This is a genomic window from Acinetobacter sp. CIP 51.11 (genome assembly GCF_000369665.1).
In the GTDB taxonomy this organism is placed as follows: domain Bacteria; phylum Pseudomonadota; class Gammaproteobacteria; order Pseudomonadales; family Moraxellaceae; genus Acinetobacter; species Acinetobacter lwoffii_S.
The window spans coordinates 699,706-717,259 of the sequence record NZ_KB850128.1 but is presented as its reverse complement, the minus strand read 5'-3'; the positions used below and the strand labels follow the sequence as shown (position 1 = coordinate 717,259).

17 protein-coding genes are annotated in these 17,554 nt (G+C 41.2%); 8 read left to right on the top strand and 9 right to left on the bottom strand.

The features are described from left to right. The first annotated feature begins 124 nt into the window (after positions 1-124). Entirely contained in the window at positions 125-1,906 is a 1,782-nt protein-coding gene (locus F894_RS03620) for an acyl-CoA dehydrogenase C-terminal domain-containing protein (protein WP_005246013.1), read from the top strand. Between the two features lie 62 nt (positions 1,907-1,968). Here F894_RS03620 and F894_RS03615 read toward each other — a convergent pair whose 3' ends face one another. Further along, a complete protein-coding gene (locus F894_RS03615; RefSeq protein WP_004732995.1) occupies positions 1,969-2,175 on the bottom strand; it encodes a hypothetical protein in 207 nt (68 codons plus the stop codon). A 174-nt stretch (positions 2,176-2,349) separates the two neighbouring features. Here F894_RS03615 and F894_RS03610 point away from each other — a divergent pair, with 174 nt between their 5' ends. Further along, positions 2,350-2,847: a phosphate-starvation-inducible protein PsiE gene (locus F894_RS03610; RefSeq protein WP_004647497.1), complete on the top strand. Its 498-nt coding sequence runs from the start codon at positions 2,350-2,352 to the stop codon at positions 2,845-2,847. Positions 2,848-3,044: 197 nt separating this feature from the next. Here the strand turns inward: F894_RS03610 and F894_RS03605 are convergent, their stop codons facing one another. Further along, positions 3,045-3,497: an RcnB family protein gene (locus F894_RS03605; RefSeq protein WP_005246012.1), complete on the bottom strand. Its 453-nt coding sequence runs from the start codon at positions 3,495-3,497 to the stop codon at positions 3,045-3,047. Between the two features lie 180 nt (positions 3,498-3,677). On the opposite strand from F894_RS03605, the gene F894_RS03600 reads away from it, so the two are divergent. Next, positions 3,678-4,136, top strand: a complete 459-nt coding sequence (locus F894_RS03600) for a hypothetical protein (protein WP_005246011.1) — start codon at positions 3,678-3,680, stop codon at positions 4,134-4,136. Between the two features lie 84 nt (positions 4,137-4,220). Here the strand turns inward: F894_RS03600 and F894_RS03595 are convergent, their stop codons facing one another. Then, the gene (locus tag F894_RS03595; protein ID WP_005246010.1) at positions 4,221-5,684 is read right to left on the bottom strand and encodes a phospholipase D-like domain-containing protein; all 1,464 of its coding nucleotides are present in this window, start codon (positions 5,682-5,684) and stop codon (positions 4,221-4,223) included. 106 nt (positions 5,685-5,790) lie between these two features. Next, complete coding sequence (gene znuD, locus F894_RS03590) at positions 5,791-7,905, bottom strand: zinc piracy TonB-dependent receptor ZnuD (RefSeq protein WP_005246008.1); 2,115 nt, start codon at positions 7,903-7,905, stop codon at positions 5,791-5,793. A gap of 140 nt (positions 7,906-8,045) precedes the next feature. Here znuD and F894_RS03585 point away from each other — a divergent pair, with 140 nt between their 5' ends. The 5 genes from F894_RS03585 (at position 8,046) to F894_RS03565 (ending at position 13,118) form a co-directional block, all read left to right on the top strand. Further along, entirely contained in the window at positions 8,046-8,810 is a 765-nt protein-coding gene (locus F894_RS03585) for a DUF4184 family protein (protein ID WP_005246007.1), read from the top strand. 162 nt (positions 8,811-8,972) lie between these two features. Next, entirely contained in the window at positions 8,973-10,757 is a 1,785-nt protein-coding gene (gene aspS / locus F894_RS03580; protein WP_005246006.1) for an aspartate--tRNA ligase, read from the top strand. Between the two features lie 115 nt (positions 10,758-10,872). Continuing rightward, positions 10,873-11,094: a hypothetical protein gene (locus F894_RS03575; protein WP_004278319.1), complete on the top strand. Its 222-nt coding sequence runs from the start codon at positions 10,873-10,875 to the stop codon at positions 11,092-11,094. Positions 11,095-11,112: 18 nt separating this feature from the next. After that, positions 11,113-11,979 carry a lysophospholipid acyltransferase family protein gene (locus F894_RS03570; protein WP_034438013.1) on the top strand — a complete coding sequence of 289 codons (867 nt, stop codon included), beginning with the start codon at positions 11,113-11,115 and terminating at the stop codon, positions 11,977-11,979. A 44-nt stretch (positions 11,980-12,023) separates the two neighbouring features. Continuing rightward, positions 12,024-13,118 carry a glycosyltransferase gene (locus tag F894_RS03565; protein ID WP_005246004.1) on the top strand — a complete coding sequence of 365 codons (1,095 nt, stop codon included), beginning with the start codon at positions 12,024-12,026 and terminating at the stop codon, positions 13,116-13,118. Here F894_RS03565 and F894_RS03560 read toward each other — a convergent pair. The 5 genes from F894_RS03560 to F894_RS03540 form a co-directional block, all read right to left on the bottom strand. After that, entirely contained in the window at positions 13,102-14,154 is a 1,053-nt protein-coding gene (locus tag F894_RS03560; RefSeq protein WP_005246003.1) for a glycosyltransferase, read from the bottom strand. The two genes, F894_RS03565 and F894_RS03560, sit on opposite strands and share 17 nt — an antisense overlap. Positions 14,155-14,166: 12 nt before the next feature. Beyond that, a complete protein-coding gene (locus F894_RS03555) occupies positions 14,167-14,973 on the bottom strand; it encodes a glycosyltransferase family 25 protein (protein ID WP_228128797.1) in 807 nt (268 codons plus the stop codon). A gap of 2 nt (positions 14,974-14,975) precedes the next feature. After that, positions 14,976-15,719: a hypothetical protein gene (locus F894_RS03550; RefSeq protein ID WP_005246001.1), complete on the bottom strand. Its 744-nt coding sequence runs from the start codon at positions 15,717-15,719 to the stop codon at positions 14,976-14,978. A gap of 38 nt (positions 15,720-15,757) precedes the next feature. Continuing rightward, positions 15,758-16,480: a hypothetical protein gene (locus tag F894_RS03545; RefSeq protein WP_004647484.1), complete on the bottom strand. Its 723-nt coding sequence runs from the start codon at positions 16,478-16,480 to the stop codon at positions 15,758-15,760. 128 nt (positions 16,481-16,608) lie between these two features. After that, positions 16,609-17,535, bottom strand: coding sequence for a branched-chain amino acid transaminase (locus tag F894_RS03540; protein ID WP_004278329.1), 927 nt, complete (start codon positions 17,533-17,535; stop codon positions 16,609-16,611). Positions 17,536-17,554: the final 19 nt, after the last annotated feature.

The window sequence follows — 17,554 nt, the reverse complement described above, 5'->3', positions numbered from 1 at the left end:
AACAGGCAGTCCTTTTTCTTTATAAAGAGTTACAGAATTAACCTTTAGTCGTCTAACATTCAGATTTTGAGTGTTTTAGACTGATTAAAACTCATTTAATCAAACAATAAACAGGTGACACACCATGCCAATTTATAACGCGCCACTTGCCGATATGAAATTCATCCTGAACGATGTCTTCAATGCAGAACCGTTCTGGCAGGCCAATGAAAATCTAGCGCATCTGGATGCTGGGACAGCAGAAGCGATTCTTGAAGAAATGGCAAAATTTTCGCAAAACGTCATGCTTCCACTGAACCGTACAGGTGATGAAGAAGGCGCAAAAATTGAAAATGGCAATGTGACCACACCTGCTGGCTTTAAAGAAGCATTCAAACAATATGCAGAAGGCGGCTGGATTGGTCTGGGCGCAGATATGGAATGGGGCGGCCAGGAAATGCCGAAAATGCTGACAGTACTTTCTGATGAAATGCTGTTCGCGACCAACCCATCTTTTATGCTGTATCCACTGCTTTCTGTTGGTGCAGGCATGGCGTTGAATAGCTATGCTTCACAAGCACAAAAAGAAACCTATTTACCTAAAATTTATTCGGGCGAATGGTCAGGCACCATGTGCTTAACTGAACCACATGCCGGTACTGATCTGGGTATTATCAAGACCAAAGCTGAACGTAACGAAGACGGCACTTATAGCATCAGCGGCACCAAGATTTTCATCACGGGTGGTGACCATGACCTGGCGGAAAACATCATTCATTTAGTTCTGGCAAAAACCCCAGATGCGCCTGCCGGCTCTCGTGGTATTTCCCTCTTCATCGTACCGAAATTCCTGGTGAATGAAGATGGTTCTATTGGCGAACGTAACCCGGTCGGCCCAGGTTCAATCGAACACAAGATGGGAATCAAGGCATCAGCAACCTGTGTCATGAACTTTGACGGTGCGAAAGGTTACCTCGTTGGTAAAGAAAATGAAGGTCTCGCTGCAATGTTCGTGATGATGAACTATGAACGTCTGTCGATGGGTATCCAAGGCCTAGGTGCTTCTGAATTCGCTTATCAAAACGCTGCGCAATATGCGACAGACCGTTTACAGGGTCGCAGCGCGGCTGGCGTTCAATCACCAAACAAACCTGCGGACAGTATTCTAGTGCATGGTGATGTACGCCGTATGCTGCTGAATGTACGTGCCAATAATGAAGCTTCACGTGCATTCGCCGTGTATGTAGGTCAACAGTTGGATATCACCAAATTCTCGACTGATCCTGAAGCGGTGAAAAAAGCCAATGACCGTGTTGCGCTATTAACACCAATCGCGAAAGCGTATTTAACGGATACCGCATTCCAAGCGACATTAGATGCACAAATGGTCTTCGGTGGTCATGGCTATATCCGTGAATGGGGCTTGGAGCAATGTATCCGTGACCTGCGTATTTCCCAGATCTATGAAGGCACCAACGGCGTGCAGTCACAAGATTTGATCGGCCGTAAAACCATTAAATGTGGCGGCGAATATATCTCTGAATATATCTCTGAAATCCGTGACTTTGCCAATAGTCTGGATGCAGACCTGAACTTCATTAAAGATGCCACACTGGATGCAGCGACTGAAGTTGAATCAGTGACTCAGTATATTCTGGAAGCAGCAAGAGAAAGTCATGACTTTCCGAATGCGACCGCAGTCGACTATCTGCACGCTGTAGGTCTGTTGAGTTTCTCTTATATGTTTGCGCGCATTGCCAATGCAGCGAAAAATAAAGAAGGTGAGTTCTATCAAAATAAACTCGCTCTGGCACGTTATTTTGTACAACGCATTCTGCCTGAACTGGCATTACGCATTACTAAAGTGAAATCAGGTTCTGACGTCATCATGAACTTCTCTGAAGATTATTTCACGACTCAAGCTTAAGCTGAAAATCTGCAATAAAAAACGCCTGCATCAGCAGGCGTTTTTTTATGAAAATGCAACAATTAAACTTTTTGAATCAGTAAGGTATCCGGCTGATTATTGCTCTTCGGATTCAGATGTTTATTCACAATTTTGATATTCCCCTCTGACTCTAAAGACTCGCAGAGTTCCACCACCTTTTGCATATCTTCAACCTTAATGCCTACGCCGAGGATTAATTTTTTTCCGGCTTCTAATTGGCTAATTTTTGTTTGAATTTTATCTAACACTTTTTTCTCCTATTTATTCAATGTTACCACCCATACAATATAGCAATTTAGTCTAAAAAAAGCGCAAAAGTTCAAATAATTTAATCTTTATTTTTCATTCAATCATTCTGTGCATGATCTTTGCACGTTATTCTGCAACTATCTTTATTTCACATGAAAAATCAGGAGGATAATATGTCTAAATCACGTCCGAAAATTGAAAAATTTGAAGCTCTCCTCGACCGTCTTGGCAATCTTGCTGTAGAAAGCTTTCATTATATTGCGCTGTTTATTATTGGCTGTATGGTGATCTGGTCCGCTGGCCATACCGTCATTGACATTCTGACCGTGAAACAGTTCGCCACCATTGACGACATTCTTCTGTTGTTTATTTATCTGGAACTTGGTGCCATGGTCGGCATCTATTTCAAAACCAACCATATGCCAGTACGTTTCCTGATTTATATTGCCATTACTGCACTGACCCGTTTGCTGATTGCAGATATTCAACACACGCATAAAGCCAGCATGGATCTGGTGATTATTACCGGTTCGATTCTGATTCTGGCCTTTGCGATATTAGTGGTGCGCTATGCCTCATGGACTTATCCATCCGTGATTCGTGACAAACATAGTGAAAAGCCATTACCCCTTGGCAAAACACCGCGTCCAGAAGATGATGAATTGGCATAGTCTTTTAAGCCCTCTTTTTTTGCACTTCAGCTTAAAGTAATACTTAAGCCTCGTTTAGGGTTTTGGGAGATTTATCTCAAGCAATCTCTCCCTTGCGTAGCAGTGCTACTCATCTCCTCACAGGAGAGGGAACTATTTTGGTCTTTTTGAGTTATTGACGTTTATAACTGAATTATCCGTTCAGAGTTTAGAGCAGTTTAACGATTCGGCACCAGCACATAGCGTCCGTTTTCATAAATCCAGTAGCTGCCACGCGGTGGTGCTGGTAACCCTAAACGCTGCCAATCGGTAATTACCATATATCTCGAACTTTCAATCCGGGCAACATTCGGATCACCATTGACCCAGCTATAACTATTCGAATTTTGATAAATAGTGGTCGGTGCCTGATACTGAATGTTTAATCCACTTTGACTCTGTGCAGGTGGATAGCCCCAATATGGTGGTCGTTGCGGGTAATGTGGTCTTGGTGGCAGCGGACGTTGCGGATAATGCTGCCGTGGTGGATCATAAGATCGTGGAGCGCTGCGATAATTCGGTGTGGATCGATCTACACCACCATAACCCACCCAAGCATTGCCAGCCATACTTTGTGCAGAAGCTCCTAATAGCAATGCAGCCAATATTGCACTCGATAGTACGATTCTCATTTGAGCTTCCTCCGAATAATCTGCTTATATTTTAAACAAAATAGATGCAGAAAATATGGATAAGCTCGCTGGAGCTGCAATTTTTTGTAATGCGCTCGCCTATTTTCAATCTGACAGGCACGTCGGCAAGCTACTGCTTTATGCTAAAATTACTTTTTTTAATGTTTCGAGTTGAATACTGTGTCTGATTTAAATTTCGATCGTTTACATGAATATTTTTCTAAAGTGCCGAGTGTTCAGAAAGAACGGATTGATAGCTATGGTTCAGATGGCAAACAGGCATGGTGGTTTAAGTTTCAGATCAATGTCGATCATCCGCTGGCTTGGCAAACTGTGCAAGAGCTGGGACATGTCCTGAATTATATTTCTAAAAATGAACGTCTTCCGACGCAGTTCCTACCAGTATCTCCACCACCGTATATGAATGGTATCGCCAGAGATTTCTTGTGCTGGGTGATTCAGTGTAATCATGCCGATTTCCCGCCCGATGTCGTATGTGACTGGCTAGAAGCGCGTCTGCCAAATCCGGTGGATGATGAGGCGCAATGGAAAATTAAAACCGATATTTCTGAACTGGATGAATTGACGGATAAAGAACTGGATCAGCTGGTTCCCCCGAATCCTGAATCAAAAAGCTGATAATAAAAAATCTCCCTCAATCCCTCTTTTTCAAAGAGGGACTATCCTCCCTTTTAAAAAAGGAAGGTCAGGAGGGATTTAAAATTAAAACGTCGACCAGCCGCTCCATTCCATAAAACGGTATAGCCAATATTTAAAGAACGAGTTTTCTGCATATTGTGCATAGTCCACGCTCATGGAACGGCCATTCAAATTTGACCATGCACCATCAAAATATTGTTGCGCATCTTTAAAGACTTCTGCCTGAGGCTGACCCAGCACGCGCATATTGGTTTCCAGATTATAGTTTTTCAAATTCCGTACTGTAAAATTGGCCGAGCCTAAAATCATTTCAGCTTGCTGAGCATTGCGCTTCATTAGGATCTTGCTATGACATTGCTCACCCTGAGTATGACACCAACGTACATTTATACCCGCTTCGTGCAATTCTGAAGCCACCTGCCGATTTGGAATTCCATTCTTTTCACGGCCAAAGGCATCTTTATTTGGGTCGAGTAAAATCCGGACTTTGACACCACGTTCATGGGCCGCTATCAGACTTTTGATAATTTTTCGCTCAGACAGATAAAACATTGCTAGATCAATCTGTTCACTGGCTTTCGCGGTCTGAATCAGATTCAGAATCGCATCATAAATGGCTTTTTCAGTCAGCACCTGAACTTGTGGTTGGCTACTGTCTGCCTGAAAATCCCCAGCGACAATGGCTGGCATATTCGCTTGTGACATCATGCCTACAGACAGTTCTGTTTTCAGAATATCCACAGCTGTGCTCCCCCAGACCAATAAGCCAATATTGGAATGCCGCGAACTGCCATCATGCGGGTTCATGGACGTGACCAGTGCTTTCCAGCCTTGATCGGTATCCACCACCATAGTTTTGCGATGATTGGCTTTAAAGTTAAACAAATCAAAATAACTGCGCAGGGTAATTTTTTCTGTTCCAAATGGATTCGGCAACCAGCCTGTTTCCGGATTATTGCCAATGCCTTGGCAACAGATATACCAGAAGCCGGACCAGCTTGGATTGGAAGCCCGCAACGGCGTCAGATTGGTTTCAATCACATCAATACCGTGCTGACGTAATTCCCGATACTGCTCGGATCTAATTCCACCATAGACCGAATTGATCGGATCGGTAATAAATTTGATTTCTACCTCAGGCTGCAGCAGACGTTTACTGATTAAAGCATCGCTCAGTTGTTGACTCAATGCCTGATGCTGCTGCGTAGATGCACCGGTTTGCTGATTAAATAAAAACATATCCAGCACAATCAGCGATTTGGCCTCTTCAATCATTTTCAGCATTTCATTAAAAATGCGATGATCTAAATGCTGTTTTCCTTCGGCATCCAGATAAGTCTGATCGGCCAGAAACTTGACTTCGGCATGACGCAGTTTGCCCGTGTAATTCAGACCTTCCGGCAAAGGCTTATACGTGTGGTAGATTGCCGAAGCCAAATAACCCACAGCCAGCATACTAATGATCAAAGTCGCATAACGGCGATTCGACCAGTTCAATTTATTGTGAATTCGTTGAAAGATACGCATAAGAAAAAACCTAACCCAATATACTCAGGCTAGGTTTTATCTTATGATTTTTCAAGTAGATTTCAGTGAGATCTAGATGATTTGGTCGATTATTTCAGTAGACCTGTTAGAAATCATACTGCACGCCGACAGTAAAGTTGCGACCCACCTGCGGAATATTAGACAGGAATGAAGTATGTGAATACACCTGATCATCGAGCAGGTTATTGGCCTTGAAATAAACTCGATAAGCATTGTTATCTGCAATGCTATTGGCATAACTCAGGCCAACATTCACCATATTGTAGCCTTGGGTTTCATCTTCATAGCTGGCGATCTTGTCCTGATTAAAGACATGATAATACTCAGCCAAACCTGACCAACCATCGGCAAAGTCTGCTTCTACTTTGGTGCCTAAGCGACCTGCAGGTACACGTGGTGCATTCTCAGCTTCAATCTTGCCACGCACATAGTCCCCAAAGACGCTGACTTTATACATATCATTGATCTGATAACCGGCTTGTGCTTCTGTACCATAAAATCTAGCTTTGTCTTGGGTATATTGCACGCCACGTAAATTACCTTTCTGCGCTACCGTTTCGCCATAGATATAATCATCAAACCAGTTGTGATAGACATGCACATGGTAATCCAGTTTATCCCCTTCATAATGCAGACCTAACTCGAGATTATTTGAAGTTTCTTTATCGAGATCAGGATTACCGAGTTCATAGGTATTGGTCGCAAAATGCAAGCCATCAGCATAGAGTTCTTGAGCTAAAGGCAAACGCTGCTGATGAGATCCCACCACAGAAAGTTTGTAGTTCGGTGCAAATTCCCAGTTGGCAGCAGCGGATGCAGAGACACCAGTCCCCGAATAATCTTTCTGATCCGAATCTACTTTCACTTTTTGATGATCGACACGCGCACCAAGTTCAACATGCACATCGCCAAGTTGCTTATGTTCTAAAGCAAAAAGACTGAATTTGTCAGTTTTTGTGTCCGGCATCACGACACCTGAACCATGAACATGATGTTCTTCATCGTCCTCATCGCCATCTTCATGATGGTCATGGTCTGATGCGGCAAGATTAATTTTTTGCTGTGAAATCTGGGTTCCAATCACCCCTTCCCAGCCTGCAACTGGCACGTGAACTAACTCTAAACGGCCGTCATAACCTTTGCTTTTAAAGTTACTGATGACTTCACTTTCTTCAAGTTCATCGTGTTCATAATCAGTAATGCTGGCATGTGCACGTAATTTTTCAATACCGGCAAAAGGCTGTTCCAGTTCGGTGCGTACTTCATAGCGTTCAGATTTTAAATCTACCCATGGTCCACCATGCTCTTCATGGGCTGATGCATCTGGGTCAGGTGTTGGACAACCATGAAAATGATCACCATGTAAAACACAACCATGATATTCATGACTATGACCTGGCAAACCATACTGATCCTGACGGTTACTATAAGACAAACCAACAAAACCACGATCATGAATCCATGATCCGCCAATATTGACCGTTTGCCCTTCAGCAAAAGTATTGCCCACACGACGTTCTTTTTCTAATTCGTCATCATGCTCATGAAAATAATCAGGTGCAATATAATCATTGGCGTTACGCTTTGAGCCTTCTACACGCAAAGCAAAGTTTTCACCAATACCCGCTGTTACACCAGCACTTGCCAGTTTTTCATCACTGCCGCTGTTATAACGCAGGCCGACTGTACCTTCCAAACCATCTTCAGGCATTTGAGTTGGGATTTTTTGATCAGTGACATTCACCAACCCACCAACTGTACCGGCACCATAAAGCAAGGTCGATGGACCGCGAATCACTTCGACCTGTTTCGCCAGAATCGGATCAACGGTGACAGCATGGTCAGGAGACAAAGTGGATACATCCGCTGTTTCAGACGCATGCTGCAACACTTTCACACGTGGACCATCTTGACCCCGAATCACCGGACGGCTTGAGCCTGAACCATATTGATTAGAATAAACACCCAGCTCATCTGCCAAGGCATCCCCAATGGTGGTAGCACGTTCAGATAGCGCTTTCTGATCCACGACCTGATCTGCAACCGCGAAATCCGCCGCAGTCTGCACCAATGGATGAGCTTGCACCTGAATAGTGTCCATGGTCTGAACCGGGATAGAAGATGAGGATTGCTCTGCAAATACTGTAGGCGCAACTACAGCAAAAATTGACAATGTTATTAGATTCTTAGGGAAGGACATGACCGAAGCTCAAATTCAGCAATTTGGATTAATGTTATAATATAACATTTCATTATTTTTGCAATCCTTTACGATACTCAGTGCTATATTTTATTAGAATGTCCTTTGAATATTTTTGATTACATTAAAACATTATCTTTATGCCCTTTACCTTATCGCATGCTGTGCTTGCTCCACCTATTTCATATTTAACTGGGCATAGACTCCCTGTTGCTGCGCTGGCCATTGGCAGCATGGTTCCCGATCTGTATCGTCTTTTTACCCACAAAAATTCTAATATTACCCATTTATGGTCTTCGCTGATTCATCCGGATCTCTGGATTGGTTTGGCTTTTTGTGCCGTCTGGTACCTGATTTACCGGCCCGTGATTTACCGTTTCATCGGTATTCAGCATGATTTAAAGATTCACAATATCCTTTCAGCACTAAAATTCATCCTGGTGATGTGTCTGGCAGTCATCATTGGTACAGCCACCCATTTAATCTGGGATGGAATAACCCATGTCGATTTTCGAACTTTTGCCTTCCATGAAGTCTTAGCCCAACATTTTCAGTTGTTTGGACAAAGCTATCCGCTGCATCGGATTTTACAGATTGGCACCTCAGTGATTGTCTTGCCTCTTATCCTGTGGATGAGCCTGCATTATTATAAAACTCATCAGCAATATCTTACAGTCAGCCTAAAAATCAAATCGTTTGCCTGGGGCTTATTGCTCTTTTCTATATTCACCGGCCTATTTTCTGTCTGGGATTATGCACGCTATATCTCTACAGAAGTCTGGCAATCGGACCTCTATTATTTTACTGGTCGCTCTATTAATGAATTTAGCCAAGGCTTTCTGATCACCTTTAGTCTGGGCTGTTTATTGTTTTTATTTTTAGATAGAGATCGCAGGATGGGTTAAACAAAGCACTGGCTTTGCCCCTATTCACTTTAAAATGATATTGTTTTTGACCCAAGTTCTTGTGACAACATGCCCAAAGAGGCATAATCCTACCTTTACTCAAAGCGGTACGCTGTTTACGTATTCGCTGACCTTAACCCATATAGTTGGATTTCTAACGCTATGATGCGAACTCATTACTGCGGTTCTTTAACCGAAGCTCAAATTGACCAAACCGTAACATTATGCGGTTGGGTACACCGTCGCCGTGACCACGGTGGTGTCATCTTCCTTGACATGCGTGACCGTGATGGTCTTGTTCAAGTGGTTATTGACCCAGATACTCCTGAAGCATTCGCAACTGCTGATAAAGTACGTTCAGAATTTGTATTAAAAATTACAGGCCGTGTACGTCGCCGTTATGAGGGCACAGAAAATGCCAATATGGTGAGCGGTCAAATCGAAGTTTTGGGTAAAGAAATTGAAGTTCTTGCTCAGTCTGAAACTCCGCCATTCCCTTTGAATGACGAAAACACCAATATTTCTGAAGAAATTCGTTTGAAATACCGTTTCCTGGATATCCGTCGTCCAGAAATGCTAGACCGTTTACGTTTCCGTTCTAAATTAACCAACTTGATTCGTAACTACTTCGAAGACAATGGTTTCCTAGACGTTGAAACTCCGATCTTAACTCGTGCAACTCCTGAAGGCGCACGTGACTATCTAGTTCCAAGCCGTGTATCGAATGGTAGCTTCTACGCACTTCCACAATCTCCACAGCTATTCAAACAGTTGTTGATGGTTGGCGGTATTGATCGTTACTACCAAATCGCGAAATGTTTCCGTGATGAAGACTTACGTGCTGACCGTCAGCCTGAATTCACCCAAATCGACGTTGAAACATCGTTCATGAGTGACGATGACATCATGGATTTAATGGAAACTTTAACCGTTAAGATGTTCAAAGAACTTCTAAACGTTGAGTTTGATAAATTCCCACGCATGACATACAACGATGCAATGCGTGACTATGCATCTGACAAACCAGATATGCGTATTCCTTTGAAACTGGTTGACGTTGCAGACTTGATGCAAGACGTTGAGTTCAAAGTATTCGCAGGTCCTGCAAAAGATCCTAAAGGCCGTATCGTTGCGCTTCGCGTACCGGGTGCTGGTTCACTTCCACGTAGCGCGATTGATGAATATACGAAGTTTGTAGGCATCTACGGTGCACGCGGTTTGGCTTACATCAAAGTCAACGAACTTGAAAAAGGTATCGAAGGTCTTCAATCTCCAATCGTGAAATTCATCGAGCCAATCGTGCTTGATCTATTGAAACGTGTTGGCGCTGAAAATGGCGACATCGTATTCTTCGGTGCAGACAAAGCGAAAGTTGTAAACGATGCCATGGGCGCGCTTCGTGTGAAGATCGGTCATGACATGAAACTTGCAACTTGCGAGTGGGCGCCGCTTTGGGTCGTTGACTTCCCGATGTTCGAAGAAACTGATGATGGCAAATGGACCTCTGTGCATCACCCATTCACGCTGCCTAAATCAAGCGTTGAAGACGTGAAAAACAACCCGGGCGCTGCGCTTTCAGTTGCTTATGACATGGTATTGAATGGTACTGAAGTCGGTGGTGGCTCGCTGCGTATTCATAACCTTGAAATGCAAAAAGCAATTTTTGAAGCACTTGGTATTGGTGAAGAAGAAGCCGAAGAGAAATTCAGCTTCCTGTTGAACGCTTTACGTTATGGCGCGCCTCCGCATGGTGGTTTGGCATTCGGTCTTGACCGCCTGGTGATGCTCATGACTGGTGCATCTTCGATTCGTGATGTGATTGCATTCCCGAAAACCAAGACTGCTGAATGTCCATTGACGCAAGCACCGGCACCAGTTGAATCAAACCAACTGCGTGACCTTGGTATTCGTTTACGTGAAAAACCAAAAGCTGAATCTCAAGAATAATTCTTGAAGATTTAAGTGAAAAAGCCCTGCCTCGTGTGGGGCTTTTTTTGTGTGATTGAGTCACATCTGGAACAGTGGCATAATAGCCACAGTTTTTAATCTAAGGTAATTAGCAATGGCTATGCGTCCTGCAGTTCGTAATCGCAGCATTATGCTTATTGTATTTTCAGTGGTTCAATGGCTGTTCATGCGCTATATCCTTGCCAACAACCTGTTCAACCTCGATACCAATGACCGTATTGTGTATTTTTGCCTGAGCAGTATTTTAGGTGCCCTGCTGATTTTTGTAGGTTTGATATATATGGTGCTGAAGGGCAATCCGGACAAAGACCTATAATCTGACCATCTGGATACCATGTACACCCTACTTAAAAATTTCTCCAAGCTTCCACTAAGATTCATTCAAAATCTTGCGCAACTGGCTGGATCGCTTTTGTATCTCAGCCATTCTTCTGCACGCCAAGTGACCGAGATTAATCTGGCCTCTGCTTATCCTGAACTTTCTGAATCTGAACGGGCTGATTTGACTAAATGCAGTCTCAAAAGTCAGTGCATGACGTATGCGGAATCAGTCAAGATTTGGGGATCATCTCCTGAATATGCGCTGTCTTTAATTCGAGATGTGCATGGCGAAGATATTTTTCTCCAGGCTCTGCAAAATCCTCAGGGCTGCTTGGCTGTGGTGCCTCATTTTGGTACGTGGGAGCTTTTAAATGTCTGGGTAAATCAACACACCTCCCCTGTAATTATGTACAAGCCCAGCAAGAATCAGGATATTGACCGCTTTATGCTTGAAGCCCGGCAACGTCTGAATGCCACACTGGTCCCGACAGATGATTCTGGTGTACGTGCTTTATTTAAGCATTTAAAACAGGGCGGTTTTTCTGCAATTTTACCGGATCATGTCCCTAAAGAAAGTGGTGGTATCTACTCACTTTTCTACAATCAGAATGCACTATCTTCTACCTTACTTTCCAAACTGGCAGCTAAAACCCAATGTTCTGTGGTTGGACTGAGTTGCCTAAGACGCAACGATTTGTCAGGTTATGATATTGTTGTGACCCAACTTTCTGACGATATTTCGTCGAAAGACCTACAGTGTTCTGTGGATACCTTAAATAAAGAAATGGAGCGCATGATTAATGTCGCTCCAGAGCAGTATTTGTGGGGATATAAACGGTTTAGGAAGTTGGAAAATGACAAAAATTTATATTACTCATAGTAAAAATTAGCTACTTAAATTAAAACTTAAAAATTAGGTTTAAAATGAAAGATCAGAAAAAAATTCTTTTTATTATTGATCATCTTAAAGGTGGCGGTGCAGAAATTATGACTCTTAATCTTGCAAAAAAACTGCAAGAAAGAGGTTATGAGATTCATATTCTACTCTTAGAAAATTATAATAATTTTAAAAATCGTACTGAATCTTTCCATTTATACAGCCTCAACACCACCTCTGGTTTTGTAGGAGGAAAACTGCTTATTGATAAATCATTAAATCAAGAAATAATAAATAGACTCGACAGTCTTATCCTAGAAATACAACCATCCAATATTATTATTACTATTTGGTATGCCTTTCATGTTTTACCTTATATTAAGCATAAAAATATATTAATGTGGTTTCAAGCAGATTTACTTCCACCTTTTAAAAAAACGTATAATCCAATTAAGTTTTTAAGAAATCATTATAAAAATATTATTTTCAAAAGGAAATTTATTAGTTTATTTTCCAATAGAAAAATTATCACTTTAAATCAAGATCTTAGAAAAAAGTATGCCAGTTTATTGAACAATCCCGACATACAAGTTATTCCAAATGGAATTCCTCAACCTTTAGATCGTAATTCTCTAGAAAAAGGATGGGATATCTGTTTTGTTGGTAGACTGTCACCATCAAAACAAGTTGAACATGCAATTATTGCTTTTAGCAATTCAATTTCAACAGGAAGAATGGTTATTGTTGGCGAAGGTCCTCGCAGAAGTAAACTAGAAAAACTAGCTCTGAAGCTAGGTATTCTAGATCGAATAGATTTTATAGGATGGGTAAATAATACTGAAACTTACATAAAAAAAAGTAAATTATTAATTTTACCCTCCTTAACAGAAGGCTATCCTTTAGTAATTGGTGAGTCCTTACAAAATAAAACGCCTGTGATAGCTTACAATTGTTCAGAAGGTGTTGCCAGCCAATTCTATACTGATGATATGCAACGTGGGTTAGTTCAATTAAATGACATACATGCATTAGAACTAGCAATCAACGATCTAATCAAAGAACCTTATTCTATTCCTGAAGACATTTATTTACGATATAGCTTAGATACAATGGCTGATCGTTTTATTAATTTATTAGATTAAGGTAGTTATCTACCGTTTGAGGTATAAAGAACTTCTGGTGTAAATTCACTTTAAACAAACTAGGATCTAAAGTCGCTAATTTTATTTTAATAGCCATCTCATCTATATTTCGAACTGGTACTAATTGTTGTTGTTCTAATACCTCACTCGGCCCAGAAGGACAGTCAGTACTAATAATAGGTGTACCCAAAGCTAAAGCTTCCAAAATTGCTATGCTAAAGCCTTCAAAATCAGAAGATACCACCATTAATTTTGCATGTTTTATATAAGGATATGGATTTTTCTTAAAACCAGTAAAAATGACTTTATCTTCAATCTCTAAATCTTTAACCAATTTTTTAGAGGCTTCTAATAAATCGCCCGTACCGACCAGAACCAACTTTTCCTGAACATTGGCTTTTGCATAAGCTTTAATTAAAATATCATGTCGTTTCTGTTGCTTGAACTTTCCAACATTTACAATATATGGTTTTTCAATATCAGGAATATATTCATTTGCTGTTGAAACCACTTGTTCTACATCAATCGGATTATAAATTGTAGTAATCCGACTTTTTGAGCCAAATACTTTAATAAAGTCTTTTTCGACACCCTTACTTACCGCTACACAGGGCTTGGCTAAATAAACTTTATCCAGCTGTTTTTTCATTCCCTCTAATCTTTCACCATATTCCAAACTCGTCGTGTTATGAATGACTAATTGAACATTCGGTAACTGACTTTTCGATAATACAAAATCAACAGGAAATAAGTTTGATAGGACAAGATCAGGAGTCCCAATATTTTTTAGTACAAATTTATCAAATGCTTTGGCTGCAATACCGGAACGCATAAATTTAGGAATTGCACGATATTTTTGATAATCAAAAAAGTGGAGTTTTACGCCTTCAGGTATCGGTAAATCAATAATATTTTTAAAATAAACAATATGTGCTTCATGACCTGCATCAATTAGGCCCTTTGCCAAGGTTAAAGCAAAACGTTCAGCGCCATTTCCCTGTAAAGTAAAAATGGCTAATACGATTGTTTTTTTCATACAGTATTAATCCTAAATAAATTTTTCTTGATCTAGGTTAATCAGTCTTTTTTCTGCTTTCCCCATGACTTGTAAATATCGTATCGCCATCGCAATTTGTCCCGCTAACCGTCTTTTTTTAAACTTGTATTTTTCTTTGATAGAGCTGAATTCAGGCTTAAAATGTTCAGAACGGCCAATGGTCGAATCAAAACGCCCTTGTTGCAGGAGGCCATATGCGCCAAGCTGGTCTTCTTGAATAATCACTGCAGGTTCGACTTGCAAACACTGTAACTCATAAGCCGAAAATATAAATCCATCTGCAATCGCTGGCGCTGTTTTCGCCAAACGATCTAATAGTTTTTTCGCACCACTTGGATAGAGAATGTAACCTGCTGCTCCAGTACGATCTTGATATAAACCATATAATTTAACCTGAGTATGATTTAAGGTGCATACAGGTTTTCGACTTATAATTTTTTTACGACTTCTTACTTCCAGATTAATTAAGTCCACATCTAAAAATTGATGCTGCTCAATTTCGTTTAAAATTTCTTTTACATTTGAAGCCAGTACTGCATCATCTTCAAGAATTAAACAAGGTTGATTCCTCTTCAGTACCTCTTCCCAAGCTTTTTGATGACTGAGAAAGCACGCTACCTCAACTTTACGCAAAGGCCTTTGCCAACCAAAACCGAGCTTTTGGTATTGCTCTTCATTCAAATCAACAACTGAAAATGCTTCTAAGACGTCAAAAGGCAATCCCAATTTTTCAAATTGCTTTTTTTGAAACTCTAATCGGTCTTTCGATGTTTTTAAATTAATAATCAAAATATTCACAATTACCACCATCTCGTCTTTTCACGAGTGTGACGCTGTTTAAAACGTGAATATATATTATTATTCTGATCAAGCTGTAATCTGTCAAAAACCTCAATTACAATTTGACCCAGTTCATGAGCCTCACATATTTGCTCGAGGCGCCATCGCATATTACGTAAAGTATCATCAGTTCCAACCGCAAATGCAGCCGTACCATCAAATAAGGCATAGCGCTGTTGTTGTAATAACTGCTGATGCTCCTGATTTACAGTTAAAGACTGATCACACAAAAAACGTTCTGTTTCCTGTAACTTAAGCGTATTAATCAATACCACTGCATTCATCAAAATGGCTTTTAGAGTTACGTCTTCATCAAAATCAATAAAAGTATCACAGGCTGAAATCAGCCAGCGTATATTCAATGACTGTACAAGAAAATCTCGTTCAGCCATCCATAATGCCTTGAATTTGTCATAATTATTTTGAGTATCGACCTCACGGCGAATTAAAACAATCAGACTGGCATGGAAATGATTTAATGCAGACTGCCCCACAAACTCCTGTTTGAGTTGTTCAATATGCTCATTGAGATCTTTGGCCGAACCATGCGTATATTGAATTTGATCCCCTTCAATGATGGTATTTTTTAACTGATTTAAATCGGCTTGACCAAATTGCGCATAAATCTTTTCAGCACCAAAACGACGCTGATGACGACTAAATGAAAACCATTGTTCGAACTTACTTTTCTTTCTTACCGGCATTTGAAATTAAATCTCTTTCAATTTCTCATTGATTCAGCTTACTGCCAAGCATCCTTAATCCACTGCGATGGCAATACATAACGGTACCATTTCCCACCACCACCATTCACTGCATCTGGCGGATTAATTTCACCGTGGAATACAATAATTTTAGCGCCTTCAGGTTTCACAGGGGGCTTAAAGTAAGCCATCGGGATTTTTTGCAGGCAATGATACTTATAGCTCTTGCACCAACTTTCTGGCCAATAGGTCTGTTTACCTTCACGGTCTACATACCAAGACAAATAGGCTTGCTCATTACGGAATTTTTTACGGATTTCATCAAAGTTTTCACGGAAATAAGGTAACAGACCTGGGAAAGCACCCAGTTTAAACCGGTAAACCGAACTGTTACCGGTAATACGCCACGGCCGTTTCCAGTCATGGATAATCAGAAAGTCGCCCGGATAGGTAAAGAACTCATCGATATTATCGACAATCACTACATCAAGATCGAGAAATAATGCATTGCCTTCCAAACCATACAGATCAGGCTCAAAAGTAGATAGCTTGTTCCAGCCACGCTCAGGCGCACCTTCAGGCAATGCCAAAGGTGGAATAGGGAAACATTGTACTGCAGGATCAATGCCTTCAGTACGATCCGTCAGACAGACCATCTTAAAGTCGACTGTCGTATGTCGTTTAACCATATTGTATAAACGATTGACGTATTCCGAACCGTATTTGGTTCCCCATTTCATACAAATAACGATGTTACTCATTGCGTATGCCTAAGCTCATCTTAAAATCTTCTTGATGCTGAATATGATGACATAAGTTCGCTAAAATAAGTACATCAGTTAAAAAAAACCTCTCAAATGAGAGGTTTTTTCAATCAGTAAATTCTTAATTACTTCACATACGTTAACCAGTGTGCATATTTAGGATCTTTACCCTGAACTGCATCAAAATAAGCTTTCTGGATTTGTGTGGTGATTGGACCACGTACACCTTCACCAATCTGACGATCATCGTATTCACGAATTGGTGTTACTTCTGCAGCAGTACCGGTAAAGAATGCTTCATCTGCGATGTAGAACTCATCACGGGTAATACGACGCTCAATTACGTCATAACCCAGGTCTTTAGCAATCGTAATAATGGTTTGGCGGGTAATACCATCCAGCGCGCCACCTGCGATATCAGGCGTATGAATCACGCCATCACGCACCAGGAATACGTTTTCGCCAGAACCTTGGCATACATAGCCTTGTGGGTCGAGCAGCATTGCTTCGTCATAACCTGAATGCGCCACTTCCTGATGTGCAAGAATCGACAGCGTGTAGTTACCTGATGCTTTGGCCTTACACATAGTGACGTTCGGATGATGGTGGGTAAATGAAGACGTTTTTACGCGAATACCCTTCGCCATTGCTTCTTCACCGAGGTAAGCACCCCAGCTCCATGCCGCAACTACGGCATGAATGGTATTGTCAGTTGCAGCAATACCGAGTTTTTCAGAACCAATAAAAATAATTGGACGTAAATAGCAAGACGCTAATTTGTTTTCACGAACAACATCAATTTGAGCTTGCTCTAATGCTGCTTGATCAAATGGAACTTTCATTTGATAAATTTTTGCAGAATTCAACAAACGCTTCGTATGTTCTTTTAGACGGAAAATAGCCGTTCCATTCGGGGTTTCATAAGCACGGACGCCTTCAAACACACCCATGCTGTAATGCAAAGTATGTGTTAATACGTGAGTTTTTGCCTCACGCCAGTCAACTAGTTGTCCATCTTGCCAAATGAAACCATCACGATCAGCCAAATTCATGCCACAAACTCCAATTTCT